Annotated in this window: 19 protein-coding genes and 1 other annotated feature; of the genes, 9 read left to right on the top strand and 10 right to left on the bottom strand. The window is 52.9% G+C overall.

Features of this window, described 5'->3' with window-relative positions; all coding sequences use genetic code 11:
• Positions 1–10: 10 nt before the first annotated feature.
• Positions 11–1,879: an NACHT domain-containing protein gene (locus AC6I8N_RS05295; RefSeq protein WP_497830189.1), complete on the top strand. Its 1,869-nt coding sequence runs from the start codon at positions 11–13 to the stop codon at positions 1,877–1,879.
• Positions 1,880–1,957: 78 nt separating this feature from the next.
• Here the strand turns inward: AC6I8N_RS05295 and htpG are convergent, their stop codons facing one another.
• The 6 genes from htpG to AC6I8N_RS05265 form a co-directional block, all read right to left on the bottom strand.
• Entirely contained in the window at positions 1,958–3,832 is a 1,875-nt protein-coding gene (gene htpG / locus AC6I8N_RS05290; RefSeq protein ID WP_208724972.1) for a molecular chaperone HtpG, read from the bottom strand.
• Positions 3,833–3,930: 98 nt separating this feature from the next.
• Positions 3,931–4,536: a recombination mediator RecR gene (gene recR, locus AC6I8N_RS05285; protein ID WP_208724971.1), complete on the bottom strand. Its 606-nt coding sequence runs from the start codon at positions 4,534–4,536 to the stop codon at positions 3,931–3,933.
• Positions 4,536–4,865 carry a YbaB/EbfC family nucleoid-associated protein gene (locus AC6I8N_RS05280; protein WP_021182290.1) on the bottom strand — a complete coding sequence of 110 codons (330 nt, stop codon included), beginning with the start codon at positions 4,863–4,865 and terminating at the stop codon, positions 4,536–4,538. Before AC6I8N_RS05280 ends, recR begins: the two co-directional genes overlap by 1 nt.
• Before the next feature lie 53 nt (positions 4,866–4,918).
• On the bottom strand, positions 4,919–6,871 hold the full coding sequence (gene dnaX / locus AC6I8N_RS05275) for a DNA polymerase III subunit gamma/tau (protein WP_497830188.1): 1,953 nt from the start codon (positions 6,869–6,871) through the stop codon (positions 4,919–4,921).
• Positions 5,516–5,577, bottom strand: a sequence feature (DnaX frameshifting element). (Overlaps the previous gene by 62 nt.)
• Positions 6,872–7,064: 193 nt before the next feature.
• A complete protein-coding gene (gene apt / locus AC6I8N_RS05270; RefSeq protein ID WP_497830187.1) occupies positions 7,065–7,616 on the bottom strand; it encodes an adenine phosphoribosyltransferase in 552 nt (183 codons plus the stop codon).
• Positions 7,617–7,766: 150 nt separating this feature from the next.
• Positions 7,767–8,150: a DUF454 family protein gene (locus AC6I8N_RS05265; protein WP_021182287.1), complete on the bottom strand. Its 384-nt coding sequence runs from the start codon at positions 8,148–8,150 to the stop codon at positions 7,767–7,769.
• 57 nt (positions 8,151–8,207) lie between these two features.
• On the opposite strand from AC6I8N_RS05265, the gene priC reads away from it, so the two are divergent.
• The 3 genes from priC to rsmS are packed head-to-tail and all read left to right on the top strand — an operon-like array spanning position 8,208 to position 9,181.
• Positions 8,208–8,720, top strand: a complete 513-nt coding sequence (gene priC / locus AC6I8N_RS05260; RefSeq protein ID WP_497830186.1) for a primosomal replication protein PriC — start codon at positions 8,208–8,210, stop codon at positions 8,718–8,720.
• A 51-nt stretch (positions 8,721–8,771) separates the two neighbouring features.
• Positions 8,772–9,017 (top strand): GlsB/YeaQ/YmgE family stress response membrane protein, encoded by a 246-nt coding sequence (locus AC6I8N_RS05255; protein ID WP_021182285.1) that lies wholly within the window; start codon positions 8,772–8,774, stop codon positions 9,015–9,017.
• Between the two features lie 8 nt (positions 9,018–9,025).
• Entirely contained in the window at positions 9,026–9,181 is a 156-nt protein-coding gene (gene rsmS / locus AC6I8N_RS05250) for a pleiotropic regulatory protein RsmS (RefSeq protein ID WP_021182284.1), read from the top strand.
• Between the two features lie 20 nt (positions 9,182–9,201).
• Here rsmS and acrR read toward each other — a convergent pair whose 3' ends face one another.
• Positions 9,202–9,846, bottom strand: a complete 645-nt coding sequence (gene acrR, locus AC6I8N_RS05245) for a multidrug efflux transporter transcriptional repressor AcrR (protein ID WP_021182283.1) — start codon at positions 9,844–9,846, stop codon at positions 9,202–9,204.
• Positions 9,847–9,988: 142 nt separating this feature from the next.
• Here acrR and AC6I8N_RS05240 point away from each other — a divergent pair, with 142 nt between their 5' ends.
• From AC6I8N_RS05240 to ykgO, 4 genes are all read left to right on the top strand, one after another.
• On the top strand, positions 9,989–11,185 hold the full coding sequence (locus AC6I8N_RS05240) for an efflux RND transporter periplasmic adaptor subunit (protein WP_021182282.1): 1,197 nt from the start codon (positions 9,989–9,991) through the stop codon (positions 11,183–11,185).
• A 17-nt stretch (positions 11,186–11,202) separates the two neighbouring features.
• Positions 11,203–14,352: an efflux RND transporter permease subunit gene (locus AC6I8N_RS05235; protein WP_497830185.1), complete on the top strand. Its 3,150-nt coding sequence runs from the start codon at positions 11,203–11,205 to the stop codon at positions 14,350–14,352.
• Positions 14,353–14,546: 194 nt separating this feature from the next.
• A complete protein-coding gene (locus AC6I8N_RS05230) occupies positions 14,547–14,807 on the top strand; it encodes a type B 50S ribosomal protein L31 (protein ID WP_021185821.1) in 261 nt (86 codons plus the stop codon).
• Positions 14,808–14,818: 11 nt separating this feature from the next.
• A complete protein-coding gene (gene ykgO / locus AC6I8N_RS05225; RefSeq protein ID WP_013508157.1) occupies positions 14,819–14,962 on the top strand; it encodes a type B 50S ribosomal protein L36 in 144 nt (47 codons plus the stop codon).
• 45 nt (positions 14,963–15,007) lie between these two features.
• On the opposite strand, the gene AC6I8N_RS05220 is transcribed toward ykgO, so the two are convergent.
• Genes AC6I8N_RS05220 through AC6I8N_RS05210 form a run of 3 tightly spaced genes read right to left on the bottom strand, consistent with a single transcriptional unit; the run spans position 15,008 to position 17,401 of the window.
• Positions 15,008–15,886, bottom strand: a complete 879-nt coding sequence (locus AC6I8N_RS05220; protein WP_497830184.1) for a metal ABC transporter substrate-binding protein — start codon at positions 15,884–15,886, stop codon at positions 15,008–15,010.
• A gap of 22 nt (positions 15,887–15,908) precedes the next feature.
• A complete protein-coding gene (locus AC6I8N_RS05215; protein ID WP_497830183.1) occupies positions 15,909–16,748 on the bottom strand; it encodes a metal ABC transporter permease in 840 nt (279 codons plus the stop codon).
• A complete protein-coding gene (locus AC6I8N_RS05210) occupies positions 16,745–17,401 on the bottom strand; it encodes a metal ABC transporter ATP-binding protein (protein ID WP_497830182.1) in 657 nt (218 codons plus the stop codon). Before AC6I8N_RS05210 ends, AC6I8N_RS05215 begins: the two co-directional genes overlap by 4 nt.
• 329 nt (positions 17,402–17,730) lie before the next feature.
• Between AC6I8N_RS05210 and AC6I8N_RS05205 the strand changes: the two genes are divergently transcribed.
• On the top strand, positions 17,731–18,084 hold the full coding sequence (locus AC6I8N_RS05205) for a hypothetical protein (protein ID WP_497830664.1): 354 nt from the start codon (positions 17,731–17,733) through the stop codon (positions 18,082–18,084).
• Positions 18,085–18,120 lie beyond the last annotated feature (36 nt).

Below are 18,120 nucleotides of genomic sequence, written 5' to 3'. Positions count from 1 at the left end.
AGGATACGTTATGGATGCACTTATTGCCCAACTACTGAATAGTGGTATTGGTGAAGCGACAAAAGTCATGGTTGAAAAGTTGCTGAAGGTCGACTGGATCCCAACCCGAAAAGCAGGCAAAAAACTTCTCAGCCAAATGCAATCACCCCACATTCAGCAGGCCTATCTGGAAAAGCATGCTTATGCTGCTCTGCGTATGCGCACTTTGCATAATCCCGATTATGACGTTTTGCTTGAAGATATTTATTATCCGCTCACCATTGAAAACAGGCCGGAAAAGACCGAACTGATTGTCAGTGATGGCGCACAGATAATCTCACAGAACATCGTCAACATCATTGGGATTGCCGGACAAGGCAAAAGTACCATTCTGCGTAAACTGTTTCTTGAAGAGATCAGAAAGCATCGTCGATTGCCTTTCTTCCTGGAATTACGCCGTATTGAGGACGGCAACGTCCTGGAATATCTTCACGCGCAATTAAACATATTAGGATTCGATCTTAATCAGGATGCTTTAGAGCAACTCTTGTCGTCAGGAAAAATCATCATTTTACTGGACGGTTTTGATGAAATTAAAGATAACCTGCGCTCTGCTTTTATCCGATCTATTTTTGAAATTAATAAAAAATATCGCTGCCCTGTCATTGTCACCAGTCGCCCCGATACTGAGATATGCAGTGAAGCTGGCATCACCAATGTTTTTGTCAAATCACTTACGGATAAGGACAGATACGGCATACTTAAAAAACTCGCCACGCCCGATGATTTCAACGAATTATCCCAGCTTCTCAGAACGAATTCTGGGTTAGCGAATACGCTGGTGAGTCCTATCCTGTTGACCCTGTTACATGCCTGCTATCATGACTGGGATGAACTACCACGAACTGCCGTGGATTTTTATCGCCTGTTGTTTACCACCTTGTATCACAAGCATGACCGTATCAAGGCCTTGTCCAGGCAACGCCGCTGTAAATTACAAACAGACGAAATTCAATGGTGTTTTTCGGCGATGTGTTTATTTGCCATGGAAGATGAAGTCTATGAGTTCAACGAGGAAAATCTCCACGCTTACGCTGCCCGGGCGCTGGATACCGCCGCTCTTGATGAGCAAGAACGCGATAACTTTTTGCATGACATCATTAGCATCACCTGCCTGATACAACCCGATGGTTTTAATCGCTATGTTTTTTTGCACAAATCATTGCAAGAATATCATGCTGCTTATGCTGTCACAAAATTACCTGAAGATTATAAAGATAAATATTATGACTATTTTTCCGATAAACTGGGGACGGGCATTGAGTATGACAACGTCCTCTTTTTCTTATTTCATATTGATGAAGATTGGTTTCGCCGAAAGATTATGACCGAGCGGTTCGAAAAGACGGGTTTTATTTCACTCGCAAACAAGAACGACGAAGAACTTGCTGAATACCTACTCCAGTCGCTTAAGTACGATGATGCGCTCTATGAAATCACAAAATTCGCCAATGGGTTTAGCAACGAGATTGTTGCCAGTACTATACCAGACATACAGACATCACTTCACACGCTTGCCGTTATGTCTGGTAAACCCAGAGATGCAGGACTACATACCGACACTGTCATCAATAACATTCTTGAAGAAAGCATCCATCCCGATAATCTCCATCAATACCGAACAACACTGCACGAGAAAACACCTGCTGACGATCCCAATAAGGATCAGTACAACATTGCTCTGTCTGAACTGTTCTATCAATCAGAATATTGGGATGAACTAGTCTTTTCCATCAGCAGTGAAATCTATCGATATTATCACGGCGTGTATTTACCAACGAAAGAAAGACTTCACGAGAAGAAACAAGCGTTATCACGCGGTATGAAGATCAAACTTTAAGTTTGGGCAAACGAGGCAGCACTAAACTTGCGCTGATGTGAGCAATAAAGGGCGACCTGCTGGTCGCCCTTGTGCTGTTTAGGCAGTTAACAACTGATTCATACGACGAATAAACTGGTTCGGATCGTCCAGCGTACCGCGCTCAGCCAGCAGCGCCTGGTCGAGCAGCAGTTCCACCCATTCGCCAAAGCGGCTTTCATCCTGGGTATCCGCCACACGTTTCACCAGCGTATGATCCGGGTTCAGTTCAAAGATGTATTTCACATCCGGCACTTCCTGGCCCGCCGCCGCGAACAATTTCGCCATCTGGGTGCTCATTTCGTTGGCATCGGTGGTGACAATCGCCGGCGTATCCGTCAGACGATGGGTTAAACGTACCTCTTTGACACGCTCGCCCAGCAGGGTTTTCACGCGATCAACGAACGGCTCCAGCGCTTTTTCCGCTTCTTTCTGTTCTTCGGTTTCTTCGTCGGCCAGTTTGCTCAGCGACTCATCCGCTTTGCTCACCGACTGGAAGGTTTTACCGTCAAACTCGGTGAGGTAGCTCATCATCCATTCGTCGATACGATCGGACAGCAGCAGCACCTCGATGCCTTTTTTGCGGAACAGCTCCAGATGCGGGCTGCTCTTGGCGGCGGCATAGCTGTCAGCGGTGATGTAGTAAATCTTGTCCTGGCCTTCCACCATGCGGCTCAGATAGTCGTCCAGAGAAATCGTCTGCTCGGCACCTTCGCTTTGCGTGGTGGCAAAACGCAACAGCTTCGCAATCTGCTGCTGATTAGCATGATCTTCGGCCGGGCCTTCTTTCAGCACCAGGCCGAACTCTTTCCAGAACTGCTGATATTTTTCCGCGTCATCTTTCGCCAGTTTTTCCAGCATTTGCAGGCTACGCTTGGTCAGCGCACCGCGCAGGCTTTGGGTCACGCGGCTGTCTTGCAGAATTTCACGCGAAACGTTAAGCGGCAGGTCGTTGGAATCAATCAGACCACGCACGAAACGCAGGTAGTTCGGCATAAACTGTTCGGCGTCGTCCATGATAAACACGCGCTGGACGTAAAGTTTCAGGCCGTGTTTGTGGTCGCGGTTCCACATGTCAAACGGGGCGCGTGCCGGGATATACAGCAGGCTGGTGTACTCCTGCTTACCTTCCACGCGGTTGTGGCTCCAGGCCGCAGGCTCGCTGAAGTCATGGGCGATGTGTTTATAGAATTCGTGGTACTCTTCGTCGCTGATCTCAGCTTTGTTGCGCGTCCACAGCGCCTGGGCTTTGTTGATTTTTTCCCAGCTGGTGGTGTCGCTCTCTTCATCTTTGCTTTCGATCTCGACCGGCAGCGCGATGTGATCGGAATATTTGCCGATGATGCTGCGCACACGCCAGGCATCAAGGAATTCATCCTCGCCTTCACGCATATGCAGGGTGATCTCGGTGCCGCGATCGGCTTTCTCGATCTCAGCCAGGGTATATTCGCCCTCACCGGCCGATTCCCAGAACACACCTTCTTCGGCGCTGGCACCGGCGGCGCGGGTACGCACGGTGACTTTATCAGCCACGATAAATGCCGAGTAGAAACCGACACCGAACTGACCAATCAGCTGGCTATCTTTTGCCTGGTCAGAACCCATCGACTCCAGAAACGCTTTGGTGCCTGATTTTGCGATGGTGCCGAGGTTCTCAATCACCTCATCACGACGCATACCGATGCCGTTATCACTCAGCGTCAGCGTACGATTTTCCTTGTTGACCGAGATCCGCACGCGCAGGTCGCCGTCGCCTTCGTACAGATCCGGTGACGACAGCGCGCGGAAGCGCAGTTTGTCAGCCGCATCGGAGGCGTTGGAGATCAGTTCACGCAGGAAAATCTCTTTATTTGAATAGAGGGAATGGATCATCAGGTGCAGAAGTTGTTTTACCTCTGACTGGAAGCCACGCGTCTCTTGTCCTTTCATGGTCATTGCTACCTCAACTGAATCGGGTTGATCGAACGTTGAGGAAGAGATGGGGATGGTGCGGAGAATTTCAAGCCGGTATCAAGATTGATACCGGCAAGTGATTAAAATTTAATCTTGTGACGTCCAGCCAGCGAGTGCGACAGCGTGGTGCCATCGACCATCTCCAGCTCACCGCCCACCGGCACGCCGTGTGCAATGCGGCTGGCATCCACGCCGTACTGGCTGCACAGCTCGGCGATATAGTTGGCCGTGGCTTCTCCTTCCACCGTAGGATTGGTCGCGAGGATCACTTCCTGCAACGTTTCCTGCTCCAGGCGCTGCTCCAGACGATCCAGCCCGATATCCTGCGGGCCGATACCATCCAGCGGCGACAGGTGGCCCATCAGCACAAAGTAGCGACCTGCGAACTGGCCGGTCTGCTCAATGGCGTGGATATCCGCCGGACTTTCCACCACGCAAATCTGGCCGTTTTGTTGACGACGCGGATTGGCGCAGATGGTGCAGATCTCCTGCTCGGTGAACGTGCGGCAATCGGCACAGTGGCCGATTTCCGACATCGCGCGCGTTAACGCCTGCGCCAGGCGCATGCCACCGCTGCGATCGCGCTGCAACAGATGAAAGGCCATACGCTGCGCTGACTTCGGGCCAACCCCCGGCAGACAACGCAGCGACTCCATCAAGGATTCAAGCAGTGGACTGGTTTGCATCAGAACGGCATCTTGAAGCCTGGCGGCAGCTGCATACCGGCAGACACAGAAGCCATTTTCTCTTTCTGCGTTTCATCGATACGGCGTGCGGCGTCATTGAACGCGGCAGCGATCAGATCTTCCAGCATATCTTTGTCATCTTCCAGCAGGCTCGGATCCACTTCCACGCGACGGCAGTTATGCGCGCCGTTGATGGTCACTTTGACCAGGCCAGCACCTGATTCGCCAGTGACTTCCAGCGCGGCGATCTCTTCCTGAACTTTGGCCATTTTGTCCTGCATCTGCTGGGCCTGTTTCATCAGGTTGCCCAATCCGCCTTTTCCAAACATAGTCTTCTCTCTCTGCTGGGGCTGCGTCGCGCGCTCATCGCACGGCAGCATGTTCATACGGGTCGAATACTCTCTTCATCCAAATCCGCGTCAAAGAAACGACGCAAGGTCTGAATGTGGGTATCGCTAATGATCGACTGACGCGCCTGCGACAGTTTCTCTTCATAAATGGCCTGACGCCATTCCAGTGGCGTCAATACCGCGGAATTATCGTCTTCAATAATGGTCAGTTCAACCGTCTCACCTGCCGCATGGCTGAGTGCCTCGGCCAATGCCTGGCGCGCACCACCTGAATTCAGATGACGCTGGCTGCTGCGCAGATGCAGACACACCTGATTATCGCCCTGCTCTTTCCAGGCGTTCAGCGCCAGTTGCTGCACCAGCTTTGGCAACGTCAGAGCGGCGATTTCCGCCGCCCAGGCATCGCGCTGCTGCGCTTCTTCCGCCAGACGTTGCGCCAGCTCAGGGGTTTTCTCATGCTCCAGCGCTGAACGCAAGGCTTTTGGCGTCGCGACCGGCTCAGCGATAACCTCGGTCGGCGTTTGCGCTTTCCAGCGATAGGCTTCCGGTTTTGCCGCCGCTTTTACCGCCGGTTCACTTGCTCGTTGCTGCACCCGTTCCGTGACATTCGCCAGGCGTTCCAGTGCCGCATTAGCCGGCCGCGCGGAACGCGCTGCCGGCTCACTCTTTTTTGCTTTGCTGGCTCCCTGACGCAATAACTGCGTACGGGCCTGTAACAACTGGCTGGTGGCATCCGACAGATTTTCCGGCGCAGGAGCCATATCTGGATAATCGGCAGGAATCGGCGGCGCTTCAGTCTGCGGCGGTGCCATTTGTGGTTGCGCCGCCACTAACGGTGCAGCAGCCGGAGCCGCCTGCGGCGTCAGCACCGGGCGTGCAACCGGTTCGGCAATCAACGCCTGCGGGTGAAACGCCAGCGCACGTAATAACGTCATTTCCACACCCAGACGGCGATCCGGTGCCAGCGGCAGATCTTTACGCCCCATCAGCAGCGTCTGGTAATAAAGTTGCACGTCGGCTGGCGGCAATACCCGCGCCAGTTCGCGCAGACGTTGCGCCTGGTTGACTTCATCCTCGCTGAGCGAGCCTGGCAACAGTTGTACCATGGCGATACGGTGCAGCAGACGCAGCATTTCCACCAGCAAGGCTTCCCACTCGACGCCGCGTGACGCCGCCTGGTTCAGCAGCGCCATCACCTGTTCACCGTTGCCTTCGCTTAACGCTTCAATCAACGCTAACGGCTGCTCATCGTCCAGCGTGCCGAGCATCTGTGCCACGCTATCACGCGTCACACTACCCTGCCCCATCGCAATCGCCTGATCGGTCAGGCTGAGTGCATCACGCATACTGCCTTCGGCAGCGCGCGCCAGCAGTTGCAACGCGCGCGGTTCGGCGGCGATCTGCTCCTGCTGTAAAATATGCTCCAGTTGCTGGCGAATCTGTTCGACATCCAACGCTTTGAGATGGAACTGTAAGCAACGGGATAAAATGGTGACCGGCAGCTTTTGCGGATCGGTGGTCGCCAGCAGAAATTTAACGTGTGATGGCGGCTCTTCCAGCGTTTTCAGCAACGCGTTAAAGCTGTGACGTGACAGCATGTGTACTTCATCAATCAGATAGACTTTGAAGCGGCCACGCGCTGGCGCGTATTGCACGTTATCGAGTAAATCACGGGTGTCTTCAACTTTGGTGCGCGACGCCGCATCGATCTCAATCAGATCGACAAAACGTCCCTGCTCGATTTCACGGCAGTTATCGCACACGCCACAAGGCGTCGAGGTGATGCCGGTTTCGCAGTTGAGGCCCTTTGCCAGCAGACGCGCAATCGAGGTTTTACCTACGCCACGGGTGCCGGAAAAGAGATAAGCATGATGGATTCGTCCCAGTGACAACCCGTTGGCCAGCGCAGTCAGCACATGTTCCTGACCGACTACGTCAGCGAAAGCCTGGGGACGCCATTTTCGCGCAAGTACCTGATAGCTCATGTGGATTCGATCACTGGATTTGGTTGAGTTGGCACAGCGGCACGACTAAGGAGCCGAGGCCCACTGTCAGTCAAAAGGGGAAAAACGCTGCTTTGCAAACCCTGTTTATTTTGGCAGTAGTTTAACAGCCAACACCCAAGATGCCTATAACTTTGCGGAGATGCGCCCCGTCGGATAACGGAGCGCGCTGGCCTTAGTGGCCGGGGAAATTAACCAGGCTGAAGCAATCGAGGCCCATCGCTTTCAGACGCGTTTCGCCACTCAGATCAAACAGGTTAATAATGAAAGCAGCATCTTTCACCTCACCGCCTGCACGACGGATCAGTTTCACGGTAGCTTCGATAGTGCCACCGGTCGCCAGCAGATCATCCACCACCAGCACCACGTCACCCGGCTGGATAGCATCCTGATGCAATTCCAGTGTGTCGGTACCGTACTCCAGTTCATAGCTTTCGCTAAAGGTGGCTCGCGGCAGTTTGCCCGGCTTACGCACCGGCACAAAACCCACGCCTAAACCCAGCGCGACCGGCGCGCCAAACAGGAAACCACGCGCTTCCGTCCCCACCACTTTGGTGATGCCTTTGTCACGATAACGCTCAACGAGGATGGCAATCGACGCCGCATAGGCTTGCGGGTCTTCCATCAGACTGGTGACGTCACGGAACAGAATGCCCGGTTTGGGGTAGTCAGGAATGCTTTTGATGCTGTTTTTAATGAGTTCAAGCTGCTGAGCAGTTGCGGTCATAGTGTTACGCCTGGTGAAATCTCTATTTCGCGCAGCTCCCATAGCGCCATTACCCGGAGGACCGGGTTAAGCGAAGTCAGTTCACAAAGGGAAGCCACGCACGAAGAGGCCCAAATCTAAGCAAATGGTCGCCTAAATGCAACCCTGTCGCTACGTTTCACGTTCGTCTGTACTTTCTGCCACCACCGGAATCCGCCACATAAACAGCAGCAAGATGCACAACATCACGCCAAGCATAATGCGCACCCACCACAGATGAACCAACCAGATGGACACAGCAAAAGTAAGGATAATCAGCAGCATGGCACGACCTTTTGCTCCAGGTGGCATCGCACGATGGCGCTGCCAGTGGCGCAGATAACGACCAAAAGGTGAACGCCATAACAACCAGTGATGGAAACGCGGTGAGGAACGGGCAAAACACCAGGCCGCCAGCAACACAAATGGCGTGGTAGGTAATAAAGGTAATACAATCCCCAGCGTGCCCAGCACAATTGCCAGCCAGCCAAGGCTCAGTAATAAAATGCGTTGCATAACGGATGCCTGATAAAATCGATACCGCGCTACGTTAACACAGTCGGGAAAAGAGTGATGCCCTTGCCACGCCCACAACAACGTCTTCAATCCACGCTGGTACTGCTGCGCCAGCAAATCGCTCAGCAACCAGATGGGAGCTGCCGGCAGCCGCGTTTTGATGCGCAGTTGTTCCACTGCAAAGGAACACGCCTCGCCGACTATCTGCAAGAGCTGGAACACAATATCGCCCAGCTCACCGCCGCTGATCAGGACGCCACGCGTCGGCAGTGGCTGGCCGATAAAGTCGTGGATCAGATTGCTGCTTTACAACGTGAGTGCCAGAGCCAGCAACTGCGCGTGGCGCGTGAACGGCCACATACTGATGTCAAACAACAGAAACGTGAAGAGTATCGAGGTTATGAGACGCGGTTGCTGGCGATGATCGCCGAACGTGAGCAGCATCTGCAACATGCCGAAACCTTAAGCGTCCAGCAGCAATTGATTCGTGAGCTGGAGCAGCTTCAGGCGCGTCTGGGACGCTGTCGCCAGGCCATCCACAAGCTGGAGCTGCAATTTACCGCACGGTAAGCGCCGTGATCTTTCCTCTATACTCATTTCTCCTGAGATGAGGAGTTGCATATGGCTTTTATCGCCTGGATTTTGACCGGTCTTGCCGCCGGCTGGCTAAAACGGGTGCTATTTCCCGGACGACCTGGTGGCTTTATCGTTACGCTGATACTGGCGGTGATAGGTGCGCTGATCGGCGGTTATATCGCCAGTTATTTTAACGCGGGCGACATGGTAACCCTTAGCGTGGCGACCCTGGGCATGGCACTGGCTGGCGCCGTGGTGATGCTGCTGGTGGTGATGAAATTACGTATTTAGGAGAGACGATGTCACTGGAAACGGCACCAGACGAAATCAAACTGGCAGTGGATCTGATTCAACTGCTTGAGGAGAACCAGGTTCCCACCACCACGGTGCTGGCCGCGTTGGCAATTGTCCGACGCGATTATGAACAGAAACAAGCCGCAGAAAAATCCCCGTAACGGCGCGATAAATCGTGCCTTTACGAATGAATACCGTTGGATAATGTTGGGCTGAAGCGCAACATATCCAACAGGGCTTCAACCAGGCCCGGCGCTTCTGCCGCCAGATCAAAACTTTCCGGGGTAAACAGCCAACTTTCCATCATGCCATTAACGTAGGCGCGCATAATCAACGCTGCCTGACGGGTGTTGAGGCTGCCGGGCAACTGACCCGCATCAATGCATGCACGCAGCACCTCTTCTATTCTGTCGTAACATTCCAGCAGTAAGCTTTGCTGCATATTCTGCAAGGTTGCCATTTCACCCACAAATTCGCATTTGTGGAAAATGATCTCCATTAGTGCGCGTCTTTTGGGATCCTTTGCAGTAGCGTCAAGGATATAGATCAACATCGAACGCATAACAGAGAGTGGATCGTCGGGGTATTTTGTTTGATACTCAAGTTCCACATCGTCAAGTCCAGCGTCACATTGCAACCAGATTTCATGTAACAGATCGGCTTTATTCTTGAAATGCCAGTAGATGGCTCCCCGCGTGACGCCGGCAGCCGCAGCGATATCCGCCAGTGATGTGGCGGCAACACCGTGTTCTGAGAAGTGAGCTAACGCGGCATCAAGAATTTGATTACGCGTTTCAAGTGCTTGTGCTTTGGTTTTTCGTGCCATAGCGGACTTTTTTTACAAACTGGCAAGTTTACATACATTTGTGAATGTATGTACCATAGCACGACCCGTGTTTTAACGCAGCAATGGGTTTAACGGTTTGTGATCCATTGATCATTTGATATCGGACACTCGAGGTTTATTTATGAATAAAAACAGAGGATTAGCCCCTCTGGCGGCCGTCCTGATGCTTTCAGGCAGCTTTGTATTGACAGGATGTGATGATAATAAATCCCAGCAAGCCGCCCAGCAGCAGCCCCCTGAAGTGGGTGTTGTGACGTTAAAAAACGAGCCACTGAAAATCACCACTGAACTCCCTGGCCGTACTTCGGCTTTCCGTGTTGCGGAAGTTCGCCCTCAGGTCTCAGGTATCATTCTGAAGCGTAACTTTGTTGAAGGCAGTGACGTTAAAGCAGGGGTTTCCCTGTATCAGATCGATCCCGCTACCTATCAGGCGGCTTACGACAATGCAAAAGGTGCCCTGGCAGAAGCGCAAGCCAATGCGCGCATCGCAGATTTGACGGTTAAACGCTATAAGCCGCTGCTGGGTACCAAGTACATTAGCCAGCAGGATTATGACACCGCCGTCGCTACCGCCGCGCAGAATGCCGCAGCCGTACAGGCCGCACAGGCGAACGTGGAAAGTGCCCGCATTAATCTGGCATACACCAAGGTGACCTCCCCAATTAGCGGACGTATTGGTAAATCTTCCGTGACGGAAGGTGCGCTGGTTTCGAGTGCGCAGACTACCGCGCTGGCTACCGTGCAGCAGCTCGATCCGATGTATGTTGACGTGACCCAATCCAGCGATGATTTCCTGCGTTTGCGCGCCGAGCTGGAAGCTGGTCAGCTGAAACAGACCGACGGCAAAGCCAATGTTGTTCTGTTGATGCAAAACGGCAGCACCTACTCACAGGCCGGTACGCTGGAGTTCTCCGACGTGACCGTCGACGAAACCACCGGCTCGATTACCCTGCGAGCGATCTTCCCGAACCCGGATGGCCGCCTGTTGCCTGGCATGTTTGTCCGTGCGCGTCTGGATGAAGGTACCAATCCGAGTGCGTTGCTGGTGCCTCAGCAGGCAGTAACCCGTACCCCAACCGGTCAGGCCACAGCCATGGTTGTCGGAGCCGATAACAAAGTTGAATTGCGCAACCTGACAGCCAACCAGGCGATTGGTGATAAATGGTTGGTGACCGAAGGATTGAAAGCAGGCGATCGCGTGATCACCGTCGGTCTGCAACGTGCCAAACCCGGTGCGCAGGTAACACCACAAGAAGTATCAGACGACACGAAAGCCGCTGCCGCATCTCAGGCACAGTCTGAAAAATCGTCTTCATAAACAGGAGCCGTTAATACATGGCTAAGTTTTTTATCGATCGCCCCATTTTTGCGTGGGTAATCGCCATCATCATTATGTTGGCGGGTGCGCTATCGATCATCAGTCTGCCTATCGAGCAATATCCTAATGTTGCGCCGCCGGCAGTTGAGATCCAGGCCTCCTACCCGGGTGCTGATGCGAAAACGCTGCAAGACTCGGTGACCCAGGTCATCGAACAAAATATGAATGGTATCGATGGACTGATGTATATGTCCTCGAGCAGTGACTCGTCCGGTACGCTGACCCTGACCCTGACTTTCCAGTCCGGTACGGATGCGGATATTGCCCAGGTTCAGGTGCAGAACAAACTGCAACTGGCGATGCCGTTGCTGCCCCAGGAAGTTCAGTCGCAGGGGATTCAGGTTAAAAAATCCTCCAGCAGCTTCCTGATGGTGGCCGGTTTTGTCAGTGATGATCCGAACATGACGCAGAACGATATCTCGGACTACGTTGCGTCGAACATCAAAGATCCGATCAGCCGTACTCCTGGGGTGGGTGATACCCAGGTATTTGGTGCGCAGTATGCGATGCGTATCTGGCTTGATCCGCACAAACTCAACAACTTCCAGCTGACACCGGTCGATGTGATCAGCGCACTGACAACCCAGAACACCCAGGTGGCCGCCGGTCAGTTAGGTGGTACACCTCCGGTGCCTGGACAGCAGTTGAACGCCTCGATCATTGCTCAGACCCGTCTGACATCGACCGACGAGTTCGGCAACATTCTGCTGAAGGTCAACACCGATGGTTCGCAGGTGCGTCTGCGTGACGTGGCGAAGATTGAGCTGGGCGGGGAAAACTACGACATCATCGCCCGTTACAACGGTAAACCCGCTTCCGGTATCGGTATCAAGCTGGCGACCGGCGCTAACGCCCTGGATACCGCTGATGCGGTAAAAGCCGAGCTGGCGAAGCTACAACCGTTCTTCCCGACCGGCCTGAAAGTGGTTTATCCGTATGACACCACGCCGTTCGTTAAAATCTCCATCTTCGAAGTGGTGAAAACCCTGATGGAAGCGATCGTGCTGGTGTTCCTGGTGATGTATCTGTTCCTACAGAACTTCCGCGCCACACTGATCCCGACCATTGCAGTACCGGTCGTATTGCTCGGAACCTTTGCGATTATCGCCGCCTGCGGCTACTCGATAAACACGCTCACCATGTTCGGGATGGTGCTCGCCATCGGCCTGTTGGTGGATGACGCCATCGTGGTGGTAGAAAACGTTGAGCGTGTGATGGCCGAGGAGGGGCTGCCGCCCAAGGAAGCCACGAAACGATCGATGGAGCAGATTCAGGGTGCGCTGGTGGGTATTGCGCTGGTGCTCTCTGCGGTATTTATTCCGATGGCCTTCTTTGGTGGCTCTACCGGGGTTATTTATCGTCAGTTCTCCATCACCATCGTGTCAGCAATGGCCCTGTCGGTGCTGGTGGCGTTGATTCTGACACCTGCGCTGTGCGCAACCATGCTGAAACCCGTAGAGAAAGGCAGCCACGGCAAAACCACCGGTTTCTTCGGCTGGTTTAACCGCCTGTTCGATAAGAGCACCCATCACTACGTTGATAGCGTTGGTCATATCGTACGCAGCACCGGTCGTTACCTGGTACTTTATCTGATCATCGTTGTCGGCATGGCGTATCTGTTCCTGCGTCTTCCTACCTCGTTCCTGCCGGAAGAGGATCAGGGGCTGCTGCTGGCTCAGGCGCAATTGCCTGCCGGTGCGACTCAGGAACGTACGCAGAAAGTGCTCGACCAGGTGACGGATTACTTCCTGACTAAAGAGAAAGACAGCGTGAACTCGGTGTTTACCGTTAACGGCTTCGGCTTTGCCGGTCGTGGACAGAACACCGGTATCGCCTTCGTCAGCCTCAAGCCGTGGGACGAGCGTAGCAGTGCCGACATGAAAGTGCCTGCCCTTGCCGCTCGTGCGATGCGTGCGCTGGGTTCCATCAAAGATGCGATGGTCATTCCGTTCAACCTGCCGGCGATTATCGAGCTGGGTAACGCCACCGGTTTCGACTTCCAGCTCATTGATCAGGGTAACCTGGGACATGAGAAGCTGACCGAAGCACGTAATCAGCTGTTCGGTATGATCGCTCAGCACCCGGATACGCTGGTGGGCGTGCGTCCTAACGGCCTGGAAGATACTCCGCAGTACAAACTGATTATCGATCAGGAAAAAGCCTCAGCACTGGGTGTTTCGCTGTCTGACATCAACACCACGCTGGGTGCGGCATGGGGTGGTTCCTACGTTAACGACTTCATCGACCGTGGTCGCGTGAAGAAGGTGTACGTTATGGGGCAGCCAGATTCACGTATGCTGCCGGATGACGTCAGCAAATGGTATGTACGTAACAGCGCCGGTGAGATGGTGCCATTCTCTGCCTTCTCCAGTGCGAAGTGGCAGTATGGTTCACCACGTCTGGAACGTTATAACGGCCTGCCGTCGATGGAAATTCTCGGCCAGGCTGCACCGGGTAAAAGCTCCGGTGATGCCATGAACCTGATGGAAGAACTGGCGGCGAAACTGCCAGCCGGTATCGGCTATGACTGGACGGGCATGTCCTACCAGGAACGTCTGTCCGGTAACCAGGCTCCGGCACTGTACGCCATCTCGTTGATTGTGGTGTTCCTGTGTCTGGCTGCGCTGTATGAAAGCTGGTCGATTCCGTTCTCGGTAATGTTGGTGGTTCCGCTCGGCGTGGTGGGTGCGTTGCTGTTCACTACCCTGCGTGGTCTGAGCAACGACGTCTACTTCGTGGTGGGTCTGCTGACTACCATCGGCCTGTCGGCGAAGAACGCCATCCTGATCGTAGAGTTCGCCAAGGACTTGATGGAGAAAGAAGGCAAAGGCCTGGTGGAATCAACGCTTGAGGCATCCCGTATGCGTCTGCGCCCGATTCTGATGACCTCGCTGGCCTTTATCCTCGGCGTGCTGCCGCTGGCGATCAGTACCGGTGCCGGTTCTGGCGCACAGAACGCGGTAGGTACAGGCGTGATGGGCGGCATGGTCACCGCAACCGCGCTGGCAATCTTCTTCGTGCCGGTGTTCTTCGTGGTGGTACGTCGCCGTTTCAGCAAGAATAAAGCTGAACTGGAACAAGGCCATCCGGTTAACCATAGCCACTAAGATTTTCCTTCCTTAAAAGGCCGCTGATGCGGCCTTTTTTTTGCTCTCAGCACAACCCGCGCGATAAATCGCGCCGCTACGGGGCAGGTGCGGCATCGTGGGTGGCGCGATAAATCGTAACGCTACGAGTTGCATTGTGGGACGCTCAGGTTCATACTATTGTTATATTATAACATTACATAAGGCGAGAAATTATGAAACCTGATATCCATCCCCACTACCGCCCGGTGGTGTTCCACGACACTACGGCGAATGAATATTTCAAAGTCGGCTCCACCATCAAAACTGAACGTACTATCGAATTTGAAGGCGAAGTGCTGCCCTATGTCACACTCGATGTTTCTTCAAAATCGCATGTGTACTACACCGGCAAGCAGAAAGATTTTGCTAAAGAAGGTAGTGCGGCACGCTTCAACCAGCGTTTTGGCCGTTTCCTCGGTCGCGGCAAGGCATAACGGAGTTCCACATGCAGGTATTGAGTTCATTGCGTTCAGCAAAGACCCGTCATAAAGATTGCAAAGTCGTGCGTCGTAAAGGTCGTATCTATGTGATCTGTAAAACCAATCCGCGCTTTAAAGCGGTACAGGGAAGAAAGAAGAAAAAACGTTAGGATGGTGTCGTGATAATTGGCCGGGTTGATACCCGGCCTTTTTTATTACTTCATACTTTTCAGCAGCGCATTCACATTATGCTTGAATGCTGCTTCATAAGTCGGAGCAGGACCATTGGCCTCCGACAATGCTTCCGGATAGAGTTCGCCACCCGGTTTCGCACCGGTTGCGTTAGCAATCTGTTTCACCAGACGCGGATCGGTCTGATTCTCCATAAAGTAAGTATTGATGTGCTCAGCCTTGAGCTGTTTGATGATCGAGGCGACATCGCTGGCACTGGCTTCCGCTTCCGTTGAGAAACCGACCGGGGCGAGGAATTCCACGCCATAGCGCTGGCCAAAATAACCAAACGCATCATGGCTGGTCAGCACTTTGCGTTTATTCTGCGGTACAGCGGCAAAGGATGTTTTTGCCCAGCTATCGAGTTTCTGTAATTGCTGGATATAGTTTTCGCCCTGCTTACGAATGGCAGCGGCATCTTCCGGATCGGCTTTGATTAACGCGTTCATGACGTTGGTGGCATAAATCACGCCATTCGCCATGCTGTTCCACGCGTGCGGATCGGTGATGGTTTTACCATCATCTACCATCTCACGACTGTTGACACCGGTTGATGCCACCACCATCGTGCCTTTGTAACCTGATGCGCTCACCAATCGATCCATCCAGCCTTCCAGCCCCAGACCGCTGACAAACACCACATCCGCCTGCGCCAGTGCCTGGCTATCCTGCGGAGTCGGTTCAAAAGTGTGAGGATCGCCATTTGGCCCCACCAGCGATTTCACTTTAACGTGATCGCCACCAACTTGTTTCACGATATCCGCCAGCACGGTAAAACTCGCTACCGCATCCACCGTTTTTGCCAGCGCCAGCGGGCTGATCAACATGGCACCCAACGCCAGGCTAATCGGTAACTTCTTCATACGTATCCCCTCATTAGTTTCGTTATTGGCGGCGCAGTAAACCGCCACAAGGTCCAGTTAAAATAGAAATTAAAAACAGTCCGGCTGCACTCAGAACCACCGCAGGCCCGGCAGGCAGGGAGTAAAGCCACGACAATATCAATCCAATCAACGCCGCCACCACGGCCAACAACATGGCGATGCCCAACATGCAGGCGAGATGACGACTCCAGAAGCGGGCACTGGCGGCGGGCAACATCATTAACCCTACAGACATCAACGTGCCCAGCACCTGAAAACCAGCCACCAGATTGAGCACGACCAGGGTGAGAAAAATGCCGTGCACCAGAGGGGCACTCCATTTACCCTGCGCACGTAGAAAATCCGGATCAAAAGCATCAATGACTAATGGACGATAGATGGCAGCCAGCATCACTAAGGTGAAGGCGGCAATCCCTCCCACCAGCAAAATCGCACCGTTATCAACTGCCAGCAGAGAGCCAAATAACACATGCAGCAGGTCAACGCTTGAACCACGCAAGGAAACCAGGGTGACGCCAAGCGCAAGGGAACCGAGATAAAAGCCGGCAAAGCTGGCATCTTCTTTTAATGGGGTATAACGACTCACCGCGCCCGAGAGTAGCGCCACCGCCAGGCCAGCAATCAACCCACCCACCCCCATAGCCACTAACGACAAGCCAGAGATGAGATAGCCAATAGCCGCACCAGGTAAAACGGCGTGCGAAAGCGCATCACCAATCAGGCTCATACGGCGTAGTGAGAGGAACACGCCGAGTGGCGTGGCGCTCAATGCCAGTGCGACACAGGCCACCAGCGCACGACGCATAAAACCGAATTCAATAAAAGGTTGCAGTAGGGTCACGATGCCAGCCTCCGCAGCAGCGTGCCGTGTTCAGATACAGGTTCATCCAGCGACAAAACATCCTGAAAGTAACGCTCAACTAAAGGACGGTCGTGTAACACCACTAACAAGGTCGTGCCCGCCTCTTGCTGCTGTTGCAGGATTGACATCAATAGCGTGACAGTCTGGCTATCAATGCCATTAAAGGGTTCATCCAGCAGCCATAATTTACTGCGTTGCAACATCAAACGGGCAAACAAAACACGTTGCAATTGCCCACCTGACAGGGTGGCAGGTTGTGCATCAGCAAAATCTCGCATCTGCACCGCATCCAGCGCAGCATCAATTTCTTTGCGCATGGCGCGATTAATGGCTCGGAACCAGCCACTGCGTGGCCAGCACCCCATTGCAACCAATTCATACGCCGTGATGGGAAATCGAGTTTCCAACTCAGTACGCTGTGGAAGCCAACCCAGTTCCTTACGTGAAACATCAAGTTCACAACGTCCAGAGATGGGAACGAGTAAACCAGCAATGGTTTTCAGTAACGTGGATTTACCGCTGCCATTGGCGCCAATCAGCGCAGTCATACTCCCCGTAAACAGTTCCCCATTAATCGTAGGTGTAACACACTGCCCCTGATAGCCAGCCTGCAGATGACGAAAGCGCATCATTTCTGCATCCCCCAAACTATCGCCAGTGCCAGCAGGGCAACCAACAACAACGCCACGAGCAGACGCCCGCCCAGTGACAGAAGTAAACCACTGTGATTCATAAATTACAGCCAATAATGTTATAACATAACGAAATGATATCAGATCATTTGTTCGACGACTGCGAGGGAAAGTGTTTCAAAAGTTAACCAGCAGCGATGCTCACCTCCCTTTTCCCCTTCAGCACAATGCAATCCATCACAACAATAGCTATTTATACTTAAGGTGAGCTTGCAATGTTTGTCAGAAACCCCAATGATAGAAACAACAGCCTTTATACCGGGTTAACCATGCAGGCCATTATTCATTGTGATATTGCGGTCGGTGAGGATAACTGCACAAAGTTGCAGGCATTAATTCAAGGGAATATTCTCAAAATAGCCTCTGCGCTGGCGGGTGATTTACTATGGTATTCACAAAATGCGCGATTAGTTCCCGAGAGTTTTCGCATTATTTCCATCAAGATTATCGCTAATAATCGATTTAAAATGCTTTACGATTTCCAGTGGAATTTATTTAGTCCTTGTCAGGATTTAAATGAAACCTTTACACGTCAGGAAGATGTTCTGTTTCATATCCAGCCGGGCGCACTGGTGTTCGAAGTGATAGACAATACACGCCCTTCACCTGCCGATGAATTGTAATATTTGGTAATGGAGGTGAGCAAAACTAATGAATCT

Source organism: Pantoea sp. X-Soil-TKNS-1279 (assembly GCF_059730565.1).
The sequence above is the reverse complement of the archived record's forward strand: the minus strand, read 5'-3'. Positions and strand labels throughout refer to the sequence as shown.